We start from the raw sequence: 18802 nt of genomic DNA on the forward strand, positions 1-18802 counted from the left end.
GCTGGTCAGTGTTCGAGAGCGAGACGCCCGCTACTTGATCTTGTCGTAGGCCGTCGCGAAATCGCCGAGCGGCATCGGGATTGCGATGGTCTCCTTGGCCATGTTCTGGAAGGAGACCTTCAATTGCTTGCCCGACTTCAGGCTCGCAAGCAGATCCGGCGCGATCGGCGTCGAGGCATAGCAGCCGCGGTTCTCGCAGGTCTGGATCGGGAGATCGACCGTCTTGCCCTCGTCGACCTGAAGCTTGGCGCCGACCGGCAGGTTGAGGCCGAGCGGCAGCTGGAGCAGGGCGACCGGCGTACGGGTGTCGGGCGCGATGCGGATGTTGATCAGGACAATAGTCTGGCCGGTCTTGGTCAGGACCGCGTTCTGCTCGATCGCGCATTCGAGGGGAGCATCGCGGCTCGCGCTGGTGCAGCGCGCGATCCAGCCGGGCTGCGCCGGAGCGCCTTCGGCCTGCTGCGGCTGGGTCGGTGCGGGCGCGGGCTGCGTGGCAGGCGCCGCGGGAGCTGCGTTCTTCTTGGCGCCCTGCTGGGCGTACGTAACACCCGTCGACAGCAGAAGGGCGGCGGCGAGAACGACAAGTCTGGATTGCATGGGCATGGCGAGACCGCGTTGGCGTGAACCGAGGGGCTCGCTGTAGCGTCGCGGGAGCCGCGGCGCAAGCTTACTCGGCGGCTTCCTTCACGGTGCCGTGCTCCGACCTCTCGTGTCCTTCGCCCTCGGCGGAGCGGCCCGAGAACAGGTTCGAGAACTTGTCGAGATAGAGGTAGACCACCGGCGTGGTGAACAGCGTCAGCGCCTGGCTGACGATCAACCCGCCGACCATGGCGTAGCCGAGCGGCTGGCGGATCTCGGCGCCGGTGCCGTGGCCGAGCATCAGCGGCACGCCGCCGAGAAGTGCTGCCATCGTGGTCATCATGATCGGACGGAAGCGCAATAGCGCGGCTTGGCGGATCGATTCCTCCGGCGTCTTCCCGTCGCGTTCGGCAGCGATGGCGAAGTCGACCATCATGATGCCGTTCTTCTTCACGATGCCGATCAGCAGAATGATGCCGATCAGCGCGATCAGGCTGAAGTCGAAGCCGGCGGCCATCAGGATCAGGAGCGCGCCGACGCCGGCCGAGGGCAGGGTCGATAGAATCGTGATCGGATGGATGTAGCTCTCGTAGAGGATGCCGAGGATCAGGTAGACCACGACCAGCGCCGCGAGGATCAGCAGGGGCACGGTGCCGAGCGACTGCTGGAACGCCTGCGCCGTACCCTGGAAGCTCGAGTTCAGCGTCGCCGGCGCGCCGAGATCGGCCATCGCCTTCTGCACGGCCTCGGTGGCCTGGCCGAGCGCCACGCCTTGCGCGAGGTTGAAGCTGATCGTGATCGCCGGGAACTGACCCTGATGGCTGATCGAGAGCGAACGGACCGGATCGGTGGTCCAGGTCGCGAACGTCGACAGCGGCACCTGATCGCCGGTCAGCGGCGATTTCAGATAGAGCTTGTTAAGTGAATCGAGGTTGCCCTGCATCTCCGGCAGGATTTCCAGAATCACGTGATAGCTGTTCAGCTGGGTGAAATACTGCGTGACCTGGCGCTGGCCGAAGGCGTCGTAGAGCGTGTCGTCGATCAGCTGCGGCTGGATGCCGTAGCGCGATGCGGTGTCGCGGTTGATCTTGAGCTGGACCGTGGTGCCCTGGGTCTGCTGGTCGGTCGCGACGTCGCGCAGCTCCGGCAGCGTCTGCATCTTCGCGAGAATCTTGGGCGCCCACGAATTGAGCTCGCCGAGGTCGGCGTCCTGCAAGGTGAACTCAAACTGCGTGCGGGTCGGACGGCCACCTAGGCGGACGTCCTGGGCCGCCTGCATATAAAGGCGGGCGCCGGCGACCTTCTCGAGCTGGGGACGCAGCCGCGCGATGATCTGCTGCGCCGACGCCTGGCGTTCGTTGCGCGGCTTCAGGGTGATGAACATGTTGCCGTTGTTGCCGGCCCGGCCGCTGCCGCCGATGTTCATCGCCGTCGTCGCGACATCGGGATCGGCCAGCACGATCTTGCCGAGCTCGACCTGCCGCCGCTGCATCTCGGCGAAGGAGATGTCCTGGGAGGCTTCGGAGGTCGCGGTGATCAGGCCGACATCCTGCTGCGGGAAGAAGCCCTTTGGAATCAGGACGAACAGATAGACCGACAGCGCCAGGGTGGCGAAGAAGATGACGAGCGTGGTACGGCGCCAGGCGAGAGCGCGGTCGAGTCCGTATTCATAGCCGCGCAGCATCGCGTCGAACGCGCGCTCGCTCCACTGATAAAACTTACCATGGGTCACTTCGCCATGTGAGCGCAGGAAGCGCGAGGCCATCATCGGCGTCAAGGTCAGCGACACGAACATCGAGACGAAGATGGTCATCGCCAGCACGACGGCGAACTCGCGGAACAGGCGTCCGATGATGCCGCCCATCAGCAGCAGCGGGATCAGCACCGCGACCAGCGAGACACTGATCGACACGATGGTGAAGCCGATTTCCTTGGAGCCTCTGAAGGCGGCGGCGAGCGGCTTTTCGCCTTCCTCGATGTAGCGCGTGATGTTCTCGAGCATCACGATGGCGTCGTCGACGACGAATCCGACCGCGATCGTGAGCGCCATCAGCGACAGGTTGTCGAGCGAATAGCCGAATACCCACATCAAGGCGCAGGCGCCTAGAAGCGCCAGTGGCACCGTGATGGCGGGGATGACGGTTGCCCAGAAACTGCGCAGGAAGACGAAGATCACCATCACCACGAGAAAAATGGTCAGCAGCAGCGTAAACTGGACGTCCTCGACGGCGGCGCGGATCGTCGTGGTGCGGTCGCTGATCAGCTCGATCTTGATCGCGGGTGGGATTGCAGCAACGAGCCGAGGCAGGGTGGCCTTGATCCTGTCGACGGTCTCGATGACGTTGGCGCCGGGCTGCTTGAACACCACCAGGAACACGCCGCGTTTGCCGTTGGCCCAGGCTGCCTGCTTGGCATCCTCGGCGCCGGTGACAGCCTGGCCGATGTCCTTGATGCGCAAGGGGCCGCCGTTGCGGTAGGCGATGATGACGTCGTTCCAATCCTTGGACTGCAACAATTGGTCGTTGGCATAGATCGTGTAGGCGCGCTTGTCGCCGTCGATATTGCCCTTGGGGCTGTCGACCGTGGTGATCGCGATCGCGCTGCGCACGTCCTCCAGGGACAGGCCCTTGGCCACGAGTTTCGCCGGGTCGACCTGCACGCGAACCGATGGCTTCTGCTGGCCGCCGATGAACACCTGCGCGACGCCGGAGATCTGGCTGATCTGCTGGGCGAGCTGGGCGTCAATCGAATCGCTGACAGTGGTCAGCGGCAGCGTGTCCGACGTCGCCGACAGCAGCAGGATCGGCGAGTCCGCCGGGTTCACCTTGCGATAGGTCGGCGGCGAGGGCAGGTTCTTCGGCAGCTGGCCGCTGGCGGCGTTGATGGCGCCCTGCACGTCGTTGGCGGCGCCGTCGATGCTGCGGTTGAGGTCGAACTGGATGGTGATCGAGGCAGTGCCCAGATAGCTCGTCGAGGTCATCTGCGCGATGCCGGGAATCTGGGCGAACTGGCGCTCCAGCGGCTGCGCAACCGACGAAGCCATCGTCTCCGGGCTGCCGCCCGGCAGGTTGGCCGTAATCTGGATCGTCGGGAAGTCCACCTGCGGCAGCGGGGCGACCGGCAGCAGGGGATAGGCCACGAGACCGACAAAAAGAATGCCGGCCATCAGCAGCGATGTGCCGATGGGATAACGGATGAAAGGTGCCGAAATCCCGCCTTCGGTCATTCCTGCTGAACCTTGCTTTTCTGAACCGGATCCGAACTCGCCACGGCCGTCGACACGAGACTTCCGGGCTGCACTTTGTATTGACCGCCGGTGATGACTTGTTGACCTGGGCTCAATCCTTCCTCGACGACCGAACGTCCGTCGATGGCGTAGTTGACCTTGATCTTGCGAGCCTCGGCCTTGTTGTCCTGGCCGACGGTATAGGCGTAGAGGCCGTTGGTGGAATGCAGCACCGCGTCGTCGGGGACGATGGTCGCATCCTTCAGGGTCCGCACCAGCAGGCGTGTCGACACCGATTGTCCCGGCCACAGCGTGTGTTCCTTGTTGGCGAACACCGCCTTGAGCCGAATAGTCCCGCTGGTCGTATCGACCTGGTTGTTGATGACGGCGAGCTTACCCTCGGCCAGCGTCTTCTTGCCGTCGGTGGTGAACGCAATCACCTTGAGCTCGCCGGACTTCTGGCCCTCGCTGATATAAGGCAGCTGGTCTTCGGGCGCTGTGAAGATCACCGTGATCGGCTCGACCTGGGCGATGGTGACGACGCCGGTCTGGGTCGAGGCGTTGACGATGTTGCCGATATCGACTTGGCGCAGGCCGGCGACGCCGGTGATCGGCGACTTGACCTGGGTGTAGTCGAGCTGGGTCTGGGCGTTGGCGATCGCGGCTTCGTCGGCGGCGATCTGGGCGGTGAGCTGGGCAACGGTGGAGCGTTGCGTATCGGTTTGCTGCCGCGTCGCGAATTCACCGAGCTTGGTGTAGCGCTGCAGATCGAGATTGGCGTTGGCGAGATTGGCCTCGTCCTGCGCCTTCTTGGCCTTGGCCTGATCGAAGGCGGCCTGGAACGGGCGCGGATCGATCTCGACCAGGAGATCGCCTTGCTTGACCATTTGGCCCTCGGTGAAGGCAATCTTGTCGATCTGGCCGTCCACCCGGGTCCGGACTTGTACGGTGTTGAAGCCCTGCACCGTGCCGAGGCCGGTGAGGTAGACCGGGAAGTCGGCCTTCTGGACCGGCGCAACGCTGACGGGCACGGCGGGGGCCCGCGGCGGACCCTTCTGCGCGGTCTGGGCTTTCGCGGCCTCAGACGCCGAGAAGCGCTGCCAACCGTAATAGCCGCCTCCGGCCACAGCTGCGATGATGACAATCCACAGGATCGGCCGTGACTTTTTCATATCTATTCGTATCGGCTTGTATGCCCAAAGGAACGAAATGCGACGCCAGCAAACGGGTTCCCGGCGCCTGTTGTATAATACACGCCAAGTTCCAGTGTAAACAGCACTATCGGTTGAGAATCCTAAACAATTGGAAAGCTTTGCACCCCTTAGGCAGACGGGTGACGCCGCGGTGTGCAGTGCTGCATTTTCCCGCTGTAAGCCGGCAAAGTGCAAAAGCTGGGCAGTGCTCGCGGACCGCGTGAGTGGTCACTCATGCGCGTGGCGTTGCACGCGGCAGGACGCATCTTCAAAGTTTCGGAGTGATCGCAATTAGGACGGTTCTAAACCGGCCGTGTGCCGTTTCGGTTGTCAGGAAAATCAGTGTCGTTCATATCGGCCCGCCACAACGGGAGCATATGATGGACGAGCTGAACGGCAAGCTGATCGCGTGTCAGATTCTGATCACGGGATTGATCGCACGCGTCGCCAATGAGCAGCGCGATCCCTTGCGCTTCCTCACCGACTTCCGAGACGAGATCAAAGCCGTGGTCAACGGCGTCAATATCGCCGGCATGGACAATTCCGATCGCGTGCGCGCGACCGCGCAGCGCAACGTCGACGAATTGTTCTCGCTGATGAAGCCGCCGAGCAGCGACTGACGGCTGCGCAAAATGACGCGCGAAGACAAGCGCGGCTGTGTCTGGCTGCTTCAACGTGTCGCGCGACATTTTCGGTTATTTCAGATTCGCAATTTTAGAATCGATTTGAACTAGAGCGATTCAAGTGGTCGCGCGCGCCTGCTCGCATTGACCTGATTTTTCGTGATGGATAGCACCACCTCGTCGTTCGTCGCGCATGTTGCGTATCGACGAACTTTAAATGGGGTGTGTTGGAATGGGGCTCGCGGTGGCTCCGCGATCGTTGCGTGCGATCGCGGCAAGAAATTCATTTGAACTCGATGGCAATTCCGGCAAGGCGGTGTCGGCCGTTGCCGGCCTGATCGCGGTGGCGTCGATGTCGAGCGGCGCGCAGGCGCAGCAGTCGAGCCTGCCGCCGGTGAATGTCGATGCACCGGTCGAGCGTTCGCGTCCGGCGGCCTCGAAGCCGACGCCGGAGCAGGTCCGTGCGCGCAACGCGCTTCGCCGCGCCGCGCAGCGCCAGCAGGCGCAGCAGCAGGCTGCCGCCGCCGCACCGGCGCCGGCCGATGCCGTCGATCGCAATCCCTATGCCGATCCGGCTGCGCCCTACAAGGTCGACCACGTCCAGGCCTCCGGCAGGTTTCCCGAGCCGATGCTGAACACGCCGAAGACGATCACTGTGCTCAGCAAGGAAGTGCTGGAGGACAAGAACGCCACGACGCTGAAGGAGATCGGGCGCTCGACCGCTGGTGTGACGCTGGGATCTGGCGAGGGCGGCAACGCCTTCGGCGACCGCTTCTTCATCCGCGGCTTCGATGCGCGCAACGACGTCTTCATCGACGGTATCCGCGATCCCGCCGTGTCGATCCGGGAGAACTTCTTCACCGAGCAGATCGAGATTTTGCGCGGACCGGCATCGTCCTATGCGGGCCGCGGCACCGCCGGCGGCGCCATCAACATCGTGACCAAGCAGGCCGGCGACGTCAACTTCAAGCGGATGGATACCGAGTTCGGGACCGACAGGACCAAGCGCGTCACGCTCGACGTCAACCAGGTCGTCGATCCCTCGTTCTCGGTGCGCACCGGCGGCCTGTTCCAGGACGCCAATGTCGCCGGCCGCAACTACGTGACTGACGATCGCTGGGGCACCTTCCTGTCGACCAAGTATACCCCGACCAACGACATTAAGATCACGACGAACTACGTCCACACCGATCTCAGCGGCCTGCCCGATTTCGGCGTGCCCTATTACAAGCAGGGCAACGTGCCGGTGACGTCGGCCGGCATTCCGCGCGGGACCTGGTACGGCTTTCTCAACCGCGACTTCCAGACCGCGCGGCAGGATTTCGGCACTGCGACCGCGGAGTACAAGGTCAACGACGCCATCACACTGAGCAGCAAGGTGCGCGGCGAGCATTCGCTGCTCAACTATATCGGCACGCTGCCGCAGAACCCGGTGACGACCAACATCAATCCGCTGCTCTGGACCACGACGGCGAGTGCGCAGAGCCGCTACCAGACCGTGGATGTGTGGGCCAACCAGAACGAGGCCACGTTCAAGCTCGACACCGGCGGGGTCAAGCACACGGCGGTGTTGGGCGTTGAATACACCAACGAGAACATCTCTATCGACCGTTATTCGGGCCTCGCATCGGAGCTGGCCGGCGCCGGCTTCACGAGCAACGGGGCTCTCCCGGGGATCAATCTCTACTCACCCCAGTCCACTTATGTCGGTGGCTTCGGTACGCCGTCGCTGACGGGCAATCCGACACGCTATGGCGTCAACACCAGCAGCGTCTACGTCATGGACACTGCGAACTGGCAGGACACCATCATCGTCAATGGCGGCATCCGCTATGACGGCTACAGCATGAGCTCGTCCACCAACGCGGCCTATCTGAAAATGAACTCCGATCTGGTCAACTACAACGTCGGCCTGGTCTACAAGCCGACGTCGATCGGCAGCATCTATGCGGCCTATGCGACCTCGGCCAATCCGTTCGGGTCGGAGCTTGACGCGACCGCCACCGATTACGGCGGCGTTCCCGCCAACACGACCGTTCTGCTGGGACCCGAGCGCAACAAGGCGGCCGAGGTTGGCACCAAGTGGGAGCTCGCCGATCGTCACCTGCTGGTCAGCGCGGCGCTGTTCCAGACCACGAAGGACAACGCGCGCGAGACCAACGCCGCGGGTTTGCTGACCTCGAATGCGGCCTACCGCATCCAGGGCATCGATATCGAGGCCGAGGGCAAGATCACCGATCGCTGGAGCATCTTCGGTGGCCTAGTGCTGATGCAGTCCAAGGTGACGCAGAGCAACATCGCCTCCAATCTCGGCCTGCAACTCGCCAACGTCGCGCACCAGTCGTTCAGCATGCTGACCAAGTACAAGTTCGACGGCGATTGGGAAGTCGGCGGACAGGCCGTGTACCGCTCCAAGGTCTATGGCGGCACGTTCGCGGCCAACACCGGCAACGAGCTACCGAGCTACTGGCGCTTCGACGCGTTCGTCGAGAAGAAGATCGACAAAAACTGGACCATGAAGTTCTACGCGCAGAACCTCACCAACAAGCTCTACTACGACACGCTCTATCGCAGCGCCGTGCCGTTCGTCGCGGTCGCGCCGGGGCGGGCGTTCTATCTGATCACGACGGCCAAGTTCTGATGAAGTTCTGATGAAGTTCTGATTGCGCCGATCCAAACCCGGGGTGCCTGCTACGGCAGGTATCCCTCTGCTTCCGTTACCCATTGCGATGCGCGAGAGCCGGCATTGCAGGGTCATACACCGGCTCCAGTTTAGAACGCCTACAAACTCGAATTTAGAACGGTTCAAGCTCGAGTTTAGAATCGTTTTGATCTGGATCGATTCAAGGTTGCTGCTGCCGTGACTTCGTTGACCCCCTTTGCCCCGCTCGTTACCACCAGTGTGTCGCATTGTCGCAATGCGACACACTGCAGAAATGGAATGGGGCGTAGGATGGGTATGGCGAGAACTCCGCGGTCGTTGCGTTCGACCGCGGCGCGGGGATCATTTGGCAGCAATTTCGATGCCGCGGCAGGCAAGACCGTTTCCACCGTTGCAGGCTTGATTGCGGTCGCGTCCGTCTCGACCGGCGCGCAGGCTCAGCAGTCAACTCTGCCGCCCGTGAACGTCGACGCGCCGAAGGAGCGGCCGCGCTCCACCGCGGCGAAGCCGACGCCCGAGCAGGTCCGCGCCCGCAACGCGCTGCGCCGTGCCGCACAGCGTCAGCAGGCCGCAACCGGCCCGGTTCTCGATGCGGCCGGTCCGGCGCCCGATCGCAATCCCTATGCGGACCCGGCTGCGCCCTACAAGGTCGATCATGTCCAGGCAGGCGGCAAGTTTCCGGAGAAGTTGGTCGACACGCCAAAGTCGATCACTGTTCTGAGCAAGGAAGTGCTCGAGGACAAGAACGCCACGACGCTAAAGCAGGCCATTCTCAGCACCGCCGGTGTGACCCTGGGCACGGGCGAGGGCGGCAACGCCTTCGGCGACCGCTTCTTCATCCGCGGCTTCGATGCCCGCAACGACGTCTTCATCGATGGCGTGCGCGATTCCGGTGTCAGCGTTCGTGAAAATTTCTTCACCGAGCAGGTCGAGATTTTGCGCGGGCCGGGATCGACTTTCGCAGGCCGTGGCACGGCCGGTGGCGCGATCAACATCGTCACCAAGCAGGCGACCACCGAGAAGAGCTTCTACAACATGGACACCACGTTTGGCACCGACAAGACCAAGCGTGTCGTGCTCGACGTCAACCAGGTGATCGATTCGACCTGGTCGGTGCGTGCGGGCGGCATGTTTCAGGACGCGGGCGTCGCCGGACGCGATTACGTCAAGGACAATCGCGACGGCGCATTTGTGGCCACGACCTGGAAGCCGATTGATGCGGTCAAGATCCAGGCCAACTACATCCACACCGAGCTGACCGGACTGCCGGATTTCGGTGTGCCCTACTACCGGCCGAGCACGGCCAGCACCGCGGGCGGACCGTTCCCCGACTTCGGCGCCAATCGCAACAACTGGTACGGCTTCGCCAACCGTGACTTCTTCCGGACGGGGCAGGACATTGGCTCGCTCAATGCCGAAGTTCAGATCACGCCTGATTTGCTGATCACCAACAAGTTCCGGGATTCCTATTCAACCCAGAATTACATCGGTACGCTCCCGGAGGGTCCGGTTCTTGCCACGCCGCTTTCGGCCTCGACACTCAGCGCCAATCCGCAGAGCCGCTTCCAGACTGTCAACGTGATCGCCAATCAGACCGAGGCGACCTACAAGTTCAACGACGATGCCGGCTTCAAGCACACCGCGCTCGCCGGTTTCGAATACGACAATGAAAGGTTGTCGATCGACAAATATCTCGGTCTTAGCTCCGAAACCCTGGGCGGCTTCAGCGGAACCGGATCGTTATCCGGCGTTAGCGTCTTCAATCCGCAGTTCACGAATCTTCCGTTCGGAATTCCCGGAGGTCTGTCGGGTTTGCCCACCAAGGTCACAATCGACACCAAGAGTGTCTATGTGATGGACAGTGCGAACTACAACGATCTGCTCATCCTGAATGGCGGCTTCCGCTATGATGACTACAACATCAAGGTGAGCGGGTATGGCACCGTTGGCGGTGTCGCCAATACCTTCGGTCAGCAGCAGCAAGAGTACGGATTGCCGAACTTCAATCTCGGTCTGACGCTGAAGCCGCTGCCGAACGGCAGTGTTTATGTTGCCTATGCCACATCATCGAACCCAGTCGGTGCTGAATTCGACGGGACGAGCGTTCAGTATGGTGGCCTTGCTCCGTCACTCAACGGGAATCCGAACCAGATCTTCGGTCCCGAAAAGAACAAGGCGATCGAGTTGGGGACCAAATGGGAGCTGTTCAACAGGCATCTGTTGCTGACCGCTGCGTTGTTCCAGACCGAGAAGGACAACGCGCGTGAATCCCGCAATGTGGCAGGGGCCGGAGGAAGCATCGTATCCCTCATCACTGCAGGTGCAGCCTATCGCATCCGCGGTATCGACCTCGGCGTCGGCGGTAAGATCACCGACAAATGGAGCGTCTTCGGCGGTCTGGTGCTGATGCAATCGGAAGTCACGAAGTCGCTAATTCCGCCTGCGAACCCAATTCTCTACGCGACGAACGTCGGCCTGCCGCTCTCGAACGTGGCGCATCAGTCATTCAGCATGCTCAGCAAGTACCAGCTGAACGACACGTGGGAACTTGGTGGCCAGGCGGTGTACCGCTCGAAGATTTACGGCGGCACATTCCTCGCGGCCAACCAGGGCACGTCGATCCCGAGCTACTGGCGGTTCGACGCGTTCGCGGAAGCCAAGATCGACAAGAACTGGCAGCTCAAGCTGTTCGTCAACAACATCTTCGACAAACGCTACTATGACGCACTGTACCAGAGCGCCGCGCCCTTCGTGCTGGAAGCACCGGGCCGCGCCGCCTACCTGGTGATCTCTGCGCGCTACTGATGGAGAGATGACGAGGTGCCATGCTGACATGCATAGACGGTGTCCTGAGCAAGGATGACGTGGCGGATTTCCGCCGCATCATGGACGCCAACGAATGGGAGGACGGCCGTTCCACCGCGGGCGCGCAGTCGGCCATGGTCAAGCGCAACGAGCAGTTGCCGCCGGATAGCGAGGTCGCGCGCAAGCTCGGCCATCGTATCATCTCGGCGCTGACGGCGAACCCGCGATTTCTGGCCGCGGCGATCCCGCTTCAGATCTTTCCGCCGCTGTTCAACCGCTATGCGGCGGACAGCGGCCACCATTTCGGACTGCATGTCGACAACGCGATCCGCGGCGACCGGCTGACCGGCCTTCGCATCCGCACGGATCTCTCGGTCACGCTGTTCCTCAGCGAGCCCGAGGATTACGACGGTGGCGAACTTGTGATCGAGGACACCTACGGCTCGCACGAAGTCAAGTTGCCAGCCGGGGACTGCGTGCTCTATCCCTCGACCAGCCTGCATCTGGTCACCCCGGTGACCAGAGGGGCGCGGGTTGCGTCTTTCTTCTGGGTTCAGAGCATGATACGGGAAGATCAAGCCCGCAGCATGATCTTTGACCTCGACACCGCCATTCAGGCACTGGTGGCTCGGCTCGGGCGTGACGATCCCGAAACGGTCAAATTGACGGGTATCTATCACAACCTCATTCGCATCTGGGCCGAAGTATGAAGATCACATCTTTCCAAGCAAGCCTCGCTGCAGCCGTGCTGCTGGCGGCCACCTGGCTCGCTGCTCCTGTTTCTGCCCAGACGCAAACCCAGCCGGCCGCGCCGGCACGGCCGGTTGCGGCACCGGCACCTGTGGCGGCTCAGCCGGCTCCGGCTGCTCCCGCCGTCGCGGCACAGCCCAGCGCGATTACGGCACCCGCGCCATCGATTGCCGCCCCCACGGCGGCTAGGCCTGCAGCCGCCGCGCCCAGCGCGACCGAGGCTGCCGTGGCCCCGGCATCCGACACGGGTGGCACTGCGAAGGCCGGCATCGTGCCGGCGATGAAGGAACTGTCGCCCTGGGTTATGTTCATGTCGGCGGACATCATCGTGAAGGCGGTGATGATCGGGCTTGCCTTCGCCTCGCTCGTGACCTGGACGGTGTTTATCGCGAAGTCGATCGAGCTGTCGGTCGCGTCCGCCAAGCTCCGTTCGGCGTTGAAGAAGGTCGCGGAGGTGCGCTCGCTTGCGGAAGCCCAGATGGCGCTCGGCAGCAAGGAGGGCATCCTGCCGTCGTTCCTGACGGCCGCGCTGCGTGAGGCGCGGATGTCGGCCGGCCTGTCCAGCGATACCGGCATCAAGGAGCGCGCGGCCTCGAGCTTCGCCGAGATCGTGCGCGCGGAGCAGCGGCGCATCCGCATCGGAATGGGCTTCCTCGCCACCATCGGTTCGACATCGCCCTTCGTCGGCCTGTTCGGCACCGTGTGGGGCATCATGAACAGCTTCATCGGCATCTCGAAGTCGCAGACCACCAACCTCGCGGTGGTCGCGCCGGGCATCGCCGAGGCGCTGCTCGCCACCGCCATCGGCCTCGTCGCGGCGATCCCCGCCGTCATCATCTACAATCACTTCTCGCGCGTGACGAAGAGCTATCTCGAGCTCGTCAGCCGCGCCTCGGGTGCTGCGGCCCGGCTGTTGTCGCGCGATCTCGATCGCAGTCACGGCAGCGCGCATTCGCGCGCGGCGGAGTAGGCCATGGCAGTCTCGCTCACCGACAACGATGACGACGACGATTTCGCGGAAACGCATGAGATCAACGTCACGCCGTTCATCGACGTCATCCTGGTGCTGCTGATCATCTTCATGGTCGCTGCACCTCTGTCGACGGTCGATCTGCCGATCGACCTGCCGACCTCGAGCGCGACGCCACAGAAGAAGCCGGACAAGCCGACCTATGTCAGCATCAAGCCCGATCTGACGCTCGCGATCGGAGAAAATACGGTCAAGCGGACCGATCTGGTCAGCTCGCTCGACGGGATCGCCGACATGAGCAAGGACAAATACGTGTTCCTCCGCGCCGACAAGGCCGTGCCTTACGGCGAGTTGATGGGCGTCATGGAAATCCTGCGGTCCGGCGGCTATTCTCGGATCAAGCTGGTGGCGCTCGAAGCACCTCCTGCGGCGGCTGGGCCGGCGCAGGGGGCGGTCCAACCCTGATGGCAGCGCGATGTCCGACCCTGTGATCGAGGCGAAACCATCGCGGCGGCTCTGGATTCTGGCCGCGATTGCCGCGATCGGCCTGCATCTCGGCGGGGCCGCGCTGGCCCTCGCCAACCTTCGTGCCGACGACGGTGACGACGGCCTCGGCGCCAACGGCGCCGAATATGCCGTCGAGATGACCTCGCCGAAGCTCCCGGAGACGGATCTGCCGCCTGGCCCGGACAGCGAAGCCTCGCAGTTCCAGCCGCAACAGATGCAGCAGCAGGCCGAGGTGAAAGAGACTGACCTGCCGAAGGAAATACCTCAGGAAGCCGAAGACCCGGACCGCCTCGTCACCGAAAACGACTCCAAGAAGCCGGTCGAGGACACCACCAAGGTGGCCAAGGTCGAAACCCAGGCGGTCGAGGAGATGCCGAACGCGCAGGAATCGGCGAGGCAGGCCCTGAACGAAGACGCGCGCGAGGATGAGAAGGCGGCCGCCCCACACCAGGGCATCGGCAAGGATATTCGCAAGCTGACGGCCGAGTGGGGCAAGCGGATCAGCGCCTATTTCGAGCTTCACAAGCGCTATCCCAAGGACAAGAGCAAGACGACGACGGTCAAGCTCAGCCTGGTCCTGAACCGACGCGGCAATGTGGTTTCCGTCGACGTGGCCGAGTCCTCGGGCGATCCCGCCTTCGACAGCGAGGCCATCTCCATGGTGCGCCGCTCTGATCCCGTGCCGGTCCCACCGGCCGACCTCACGGACGATCAGTTCGCCTTCAGCCTGCCGGTGAATTTCAAGAAGCCGTCGAAATAAGCGGCCAGAGCATGATCCGGAAAAGTGCGAAGCGGTTTTCCGAAAAGATCATGCTTAAACAATAGGCTAAAGCGCGATGACGTCATCGCGCTTTAGCCGTCAGCGCCAGTAGAGCTTGATCGAGACGTAGACCACAATCAGGCAGGCGAAGATCAGCGCCACCGGGAGGGGGCGCTTCTCGGTTCCACCAAACATCGTCGCCCCGAACCTGGCGGCCTTCTTTGGCTTGGGGGCCGGGCGCCGGAAGGCGGTAACATTGTCCGCCACCGGCTCAGCCGGCCGACTGCGGACATCGGGCGGGTTCCCGGCGCCGCCCATCTCCAGATAATAGGATTTGTAGACCTCGGCGATGGTGGCCTCTGCCGCTTCGCCCTCGCTCATTCGCTGCAAGAGCTTCTTGTAGCCGTCGAGGAAGCCCTGTGCGTCCTCGGGCAGAGCCGACAACCCATTCAGCTTGGCCATCATCTTCCAGGTGGCGAAATCGGCGCGGGCACGGGTGTCGGCGCGTCGCGCGATCAGCATATCGGCAGCTTTGACCAAGTTGGCCTCTAGCCCTTCGGCTTTGTCTTCAAGTGCAGGATATTCAAGTGCAGAGTCTTGAAGTGCAGGATCTTTAACGCTTCAACTACGCATTGCCGGTCAGCAAGAGAACAGCTTGAATCACATAACCGGTCAACGTTCGCAGTATTGCTGAAATAACATCAAGATTTAGACCGAACTGGGAACCCGCCAGCGGCAACAGGATCAAGAGCGCAATCAGGATCATCATGCCGAACGGCTCGAGCCGCGACAGGGGCAGGGCGAGCGGCCGCGGCAACAGCCCGACCGCAACCCGTCCGCCGTCGAGCGGCGGGATCGGCATCATGTTGAAGACCGCCAGCACGGCGTTGATCAGCAGCGCATTCTTGAGGTTGTCGAATATCCATTGCGCCGAACCGGCCGGAGCCCAGGGCAGCGCATGGAGAGCGAGGCCCGCTGCGAGCGCCAGCAGGATGTTGGTGACGGGGCCGGCCAGGGCGACCCAGACCATGTCGAGCCTGGGATTCTTGAGATTGCGATAATTCACCGGGACCGGCTTAGCGTAGCCGAACAGGAACGGCGAATGCGCAAACAGCAGCATCGCCGGCAGGATCAATGTGCCGAACGGGTCGATGTGGCGGAGCGGGTTGAAGCTGACGCGGCCGAGCTGGAAGGCCGTGTTATCGCCAAGACGATGCGCGACGAAACCGTGCGCGGCTTCATGGAAGGTGATGGCGAGCACCAGCGGCAGCACCCACACCGAGAGGTCATAGTAGGAAATGTTCACGTCGCGTATCCCGGTTTTGCCTGTCGCCTTGCAGACGACCCGGCCAAACCGGCGGTGCAGCAACGCTTCACCTCAACATAGGGTGGCCGGTTCCGAAATGCCACGCTGCAAATGATCGGTCGGGCCCGGCAGCCTTGGCACCGAGGCTTGTCTTGGCGCGGTGCCTGCCGCCGGAGGGGCTACGTCGGGATCGTCCCCATATATTGGATTATACTTTCCTCGAGCGTGACCCAGCCGATCTTCTCGCTGACCCAGATATGCTCGGTCGGTGTGAAGGCGTTGCGGTCGTCGAAGGTCGCGAGCGCCACGCCCGCCAGCGTACCGTTGCGGCGCCAGGAGAATAGCCGCGTGCCGCATGTCTTGCAGAACACGCGGTCGATATTCTCCGACGACGCATAGCGGCCGGTGTCGCCCTCGACGGTCAGCGCTTTCTGGTCGAACTGGGCGCGGGCGAAGTAGGGCGAGCCCATCGCCTTCTGGCACATGCGACAATGGCAGATGCGCACGTTCAGCGGCTCGCCCTCCGCCTTGAACCGCACCGCGCCGCACAGGCATCCACCTTCCCGGATCATGGTTCAGGCCACCCGCCATTCGCTGACCTGGCGGGCCATGTTCCAATTGAGCTCATCGAGTTCGTCATCCATCCTGGTGTTCGGCCGGCTCACATTGGTGAAGGCGGCCCAGCAGAAGCCGCCATGGGTTCTGACCGCAATGGTGCTGGTACCGGGCAGGCTGCCATTGTGCCACCAGTTTCCTGACTTGTTGATGCAAAAGCCCTTGGCGTAGTCCGCACTGTAGCTCGGCGCCGTGGTCATGACCTCGATGCTGCGCGGCCGCAGGATGTTCGCAGGCCGGGCATAGCCGTCGACGTGCATCAGGAATTGCACGAGGTCCGTCGGCGTCGCGATCCAGCCGCCATGGGAATCCATCCGCCGGACATTCATCTCGTAGGGACTTTCGACCTTGCAGTAATAGGCGACCTCGCCGGGCTGGCGCTGATCGCGGGTGTTGCCGGCGATCGTCATGTCGGTGACGCCGCAGCGCCCGAGCACCTCGGTGCGGACGTGTTCGGCGTAGTGCTGGCCGGTGAGCTTCTCGATGACGCGGCCCAGCACGCAATAGCCAAAATTGGAGTAGGCGTAGTGCTGCCCCGGCGGACGGTCCAGCGGCCGGTTCGCCAGCGTCCACGTGATCAGCTGCGCATGGTCCATGTGCGGATGCGTGAACATGGGATCGCTGTTGTCGTTGGTCCAGCCGCCGCCGGTATGCGTCAGGAGATGCTCGAGCGTGATCTGGTCAATGCCGCGCGAGTAGGGCGGCGCGCCGTAGTCGGTGCCGAGCAGCGCGCCGGGGCCGAACACGCGGTCGGTGAGCTTGACGCGATTCTCCTCGATCAGCCTGAACAGCGTGACCGAGGTGATCATCTTGCTGACGCTGGCGATGCGAAACAGATGCTGCGGCGTCGCTGCTTCATTCTGCTCGCGATCGGCAACGCCGAAGGCGACCTGATGGACGATCGCACCCGCATAGCCGATCGCGAAGGAGAGCCCCGGCACCTCGAATTTGTCCATGAAGGTCTGCGCCAGCCGGCTCATCGCCGTGCGCTCGGCCGGCGAGGGCGGGCGGATGCTCGGCGGGTTGGGTGCGAGCTGCGCGAGTGTCGTCGATGACAGCAGCGGCAGCGCGCCTGCGCTCGCTGCGAGCTTCACAAAATCCCGACGTCCTAGGTCCATGGTCAGCCCCCTCGGACGGCCAGTGCTTCAGTAGGTCGCCCGTCCCCCGGAAATATCAAAGACCGCGCCGGTGGAGAAGGCACAATCTTCGGATGCAAGCCACGCCGCCATCGCGGCGAGCTCTTCCACCAGGACGAAGCGCGCTTTGGGGATCTTCGCCAGCATGAAGTCGATATGCTGCTGCGTCATCTGGTCGAAGATCGCCGTCTTCGCCGCAGCCGGCGTCACCGCGTTCACGAGAATGTCATGGGCGGCGAGCTCCTTGCCGAGCGACTTCGTCAGCGCGATCAGTCCGGCCTTGGACGCCGAATAGTGCGAGGCGTTCGGATTGCCTTCCTTGCCGGCGATCGAGGCGATGTTCACGATCCGCCCGTATTTCTGCTTGAGCATCACAGGCACGATGGCCTTGCAGACGATGAAGGGGCCGTCGAGGTTGATGCGCAGCACCTTGCGCCATTCCTCGAGATCGGTCTCCCAGACCGGCTTGTTGACGCCGGCGATGCCGGCATTGTTGACGAGGATGTCGATCTTGCCGAAGGCGGCAAGCGTCGCGTCGCGCGCCTGATCGACGCCGGCGGTGTCGGTGACGTCGACCTTGAAGACACGGGCGTTGTCGCCGATCTCCTTCGCCGTCTTCTCGGCCAGCGCGGCGTCGAAATCCCAGATCGCGACCCTGGCGCCGGAAGCTACGAAGCGCTCGGCGATCGCGCGGCCAAAACCCTGCGCGCCGCCGGTGACGACAGCGACGCGGCCGTTGAGATCAATCTTGTTCATGAGATGTGATCCCCGGAGTGATCAGAGCATATAGCCGCCGTCGACGACGAGGTCGACGCCGGTGGTGAAGGCGCTTTCGTCACTGCCGAGATAGACCGCCATGGACGCGATCTCGTCGGCGGTGCCGAGCCGGCCCATCTTCTGGCGGGAGACGAACATCTCTTTGCCCTGCGGCCCTTGGGCTGCGGCGCGATCAAGCATCGACGGCGTCTCGACAGTGCCGGGGCAGATCGCGTTGCAGCGGATGCCCTTGGTGATGAAGTCGAGCGCGACAGCGCGCGTCAGCAGCGACACCGCTGCTTTCGACGAGCTGTAGACGTAGCGGTTCGCCGGCGGTCGCAATGCCGCGCAGGACGAGATGTTGACGATGCTGCCGCCACCGCCCGCGAGCATCCCGGGCAGGAATGCCTTGATGGTCCGGTGCATCGACTTGACGTTGAGGTCGAACGAGAAATCAAAATCCTCTTCCGAGCACTCCAGGATGGTGCCGTGATGCACGAAGCCGGCTGCATTGAGCAGAATGTCGATCTTGCCGATCCGCTTGGCGAAGGCGTTGACGTCGGCGGTGTTGCGCACGTCGAGCTTTGCGGTCTCGGCGATGCCTTCCTTGGTCAGGCCCGCGATGCCGGCCTCGTTGATGTCGGTGGCGATGACGGTTGCGCCTTCACGCGCGAATGCGAGGGCGCATGCGCGCCCGATGCCTGCGGCTGCAGCCGTGATGACGGCGCGCTTACCCTTGAGGCGGTCTGCCATGTTATTCTCCCTTGTGTTCATTCGAATGCCAACCCCACGTCATTGCGAGGAGCCCGCGACAAAATTGCAAGGCAATTTTGCGCTGGTGCGACGAAGCAATCCAGGACTGTCTCCGCGGAGATATCTCTGGATTGCTTCGCTTCGCTCGCAATGACGGTGTG

At 62.9% G+C, this 18802-nt stretch carries 16 protein-coding genes; 7 read left to right on the plus strand and 9 right to left on the minus strand.

All coding sequences use genetic code 11. The features are described from left to right. Window positions 1–30: 30 nt before the first annotated feature. The 3 genes from ABIC09_RS17745 to ABIC09_RS17755 form a co-directional block, all read right to left on the minus strand. Complete coding sequence (locus ABIC09_RS17745) at window positions 31–603, minus strand: invasion associated locus B family protein (RefSeq protein WP_187434634.1); 573 nt, start codon at window positions 601–603, stop codon at window positions 31–33. A 64-nt stretch (window positions 604–667) separates the two neighbouring features. Then, on the minus strand, window positions 668–3805 hold the full coding sequence (locus tag ABIC09_RS17750; protein ID WP_354110051.1) for a multidrug efflux RND transporter permease subunit: 3138 nt from the start codon (window positions 3803–3805) through the stop codon (window positions 668–670). Then, complete coding sequence (locus ABIC09_RS17755; protein WP_148749411.1) at window positions 3802–4977, minus strand: efflux RND transporter periplasmic adaptor subunit; 1176 nt, start codon at window positions 4975–4977, stop codon at window positions 3802–3804. Before ABIC09_RS17755 ends, ABIC09_RS17750 begins: the two co-directional genes overlap by 4 nt. Window positions 4978–5378: 401 nt before the next feature. Between ABIC09_RS17755 and ABIC09_RS17760 the strand changes: the two genes are divergently transcribed. The 7 genes from ABIC09_RS17760 (at window position 5379) to ABIC09_RS17790 (ending at window position 14075) form a co-directional block, all read left to right on the plus strand. Continuing rightward, a complete protein-coding gene (locus ABIC09_RS17760) occupies window positions 5379–5618 on the plus strand; it encodes a hypothetical protein (protein WP_354110052.1) in 240 nt (79 codons plus the stop codon). 235 nt (window positions 5619–5853) lie between these two features. Beyond that, on the plus strand, window positions 5854–8262 hold the full coding sequence (locus ABIC09_RS17765; RefSeq protein ID WP_354110053.1) for a TonB-dependent receptor: 2409 nt from the start codon (window positions 5854–5856) through the stop codon (window positions 8260–8262). Window positions 8263–8574: 312 nt separating this feature from the next. Continuing rightward, complete coding sequence (locus ABIC09_RS17770) at window positions 8575–11088, plus strand: TonB-dependent receptor (RefSeq protein WP_354110054.1); 2514 nt, start codon at window positions 8575–8577, stop codon at window positions 11086–11088. Between the two features lie 20 nt (window positions 11089–11108). Further along, a complete protein-coding gene (locus ABIC09_RS17775) occupies window positions 11109–11798 on the plus strand; it encodes a Fe2+-dependent dioxygenase (RefSeq protein ID WP_148749414.1) in 690 nt (229 codons plus the stop codon). Then, entirely contained in the window at window positions 11795–12808 is a 1014-nt protein-coding gene (exbB, locus tag ABIC09_RS17780; RefSeq protein ID WP_148749415.1) for a tonB-system energizer ExbB, read from the plus strand. The genes ABIC09_RS17775 and exbB overlap by 4 nt, the downstream gene beginning before the upstream one ends. A 3-nt stretch (window positions 12809–12811) precedes the next feature. After that, entirely contained in the window at window positions 12812–13273 is a 462-nt protein-coding gene (exbD, locus tag ABIC09_RS17785) for a TonB system transport protein ExbD (RefSeq protein WP_354033984.1), read from the plus strand. A gap of 10 nt (window positions 13274–13283) precedes the next feature. Next, on the plus strand, window positions 13284–14075 hold the full coding sequence (locus ABIC09_RS17790; RefSeq protein WP_354110055.1) for a TonB family protein: 792 nt from the start codon (window positions 13284–13286) through the stop codon (window positions 14073–14075). A gap of 99 nt (window positions 14076–14174) precedes the next feature. Here ABIC09_RS17790 and ABIC09_RS17795 read toward each other — a convergent pair whose 3' ends face one another. From ABIC09_RS17795 to ABIC09_RS17820, 6 genes are all read right to left on the minus strand, one after another. Continuing rightward, window positions 14175–14597 carry a hypothetical protein gene (locus tag ABIC09_RS17795; RefSeq protein ID WP_354110157.1) on the minus strand — a complete coding sequence of 141 codons (423 nt, stop codon included), beginning with the start codon at window positions 14595–14597 and terminating at the stop codon, window positions 14175–14177. Window positions 14598–14700: 103 nt separating this feature from the next. Then, on the minus strand, window positions 14701–15381 hold the full coding sequence (locus tag ABIC09_RS17800; RefSeq protein WP_148749418.1) for a site-2 protease family protein: 681 nt from the start codon (window positions 15379–15381) through the stop codon (window positions 14701–14703). Between the two features lie 179 nt (window positions 15382–15560). After that, complete coding sequence (locus ABIC09_RS17805) at window positions 15561–15953, minus strand: GFA family protein (RefSeq protein WP_148749419.1); 393 nt, start codon at window positions 15951–15953, stop codon at window positions 15561–15563. 3 nt (window positions 15954–15956) lie between these two features. Further along, the gene (locus ABIC09_RS17810; protein WP_354110056.1) at window positions 15957–17114 is read right to left on the minus strand and encodes a serine hydrolase domain-containing protein; all 1158 of its coding nucleotides are present in this window, start codon (window positions 17112–17114) and stop codon (window positions 15957–15959) included. Window positions 17115–17141: 27 nt separating this feature from the next. After that, window positions 17142–17888, minus strand: coding sequence for an SDR family NAD(P)-dependent oxidoreductase (locus ABIC09_RS17815; RefSeq protein ID WP_354085293.1), 747 nt, complete (start codon window positions 17886–17888; stop codon window positions 17142–17144). Window positions 17889–17909: 21 nt separating this feature from the next. Then, entirely contained in the window at window positions 17910–18641 is a 732-nt protein-coding gene (locus ABIC09_RS17820; protein ID WP_354085292.1) for an SDR family oxidoreductase, read from the minus strand. Between the last annotated feature and the right edge of the window lie 161 nt (window positions 18642–18802).

The organism is Bradyrhizobium sp. S3.12.5, assembly GCF_040548225.1.
In the GTDB taxonomy this organism is placed as follows: Bacteria; Pseudomonadota; Alphaproteobacteria; order Rhizobiales; family Xanthobacteraceae; genus Bradyrhizobium; species Bradyrhizobium cytisi.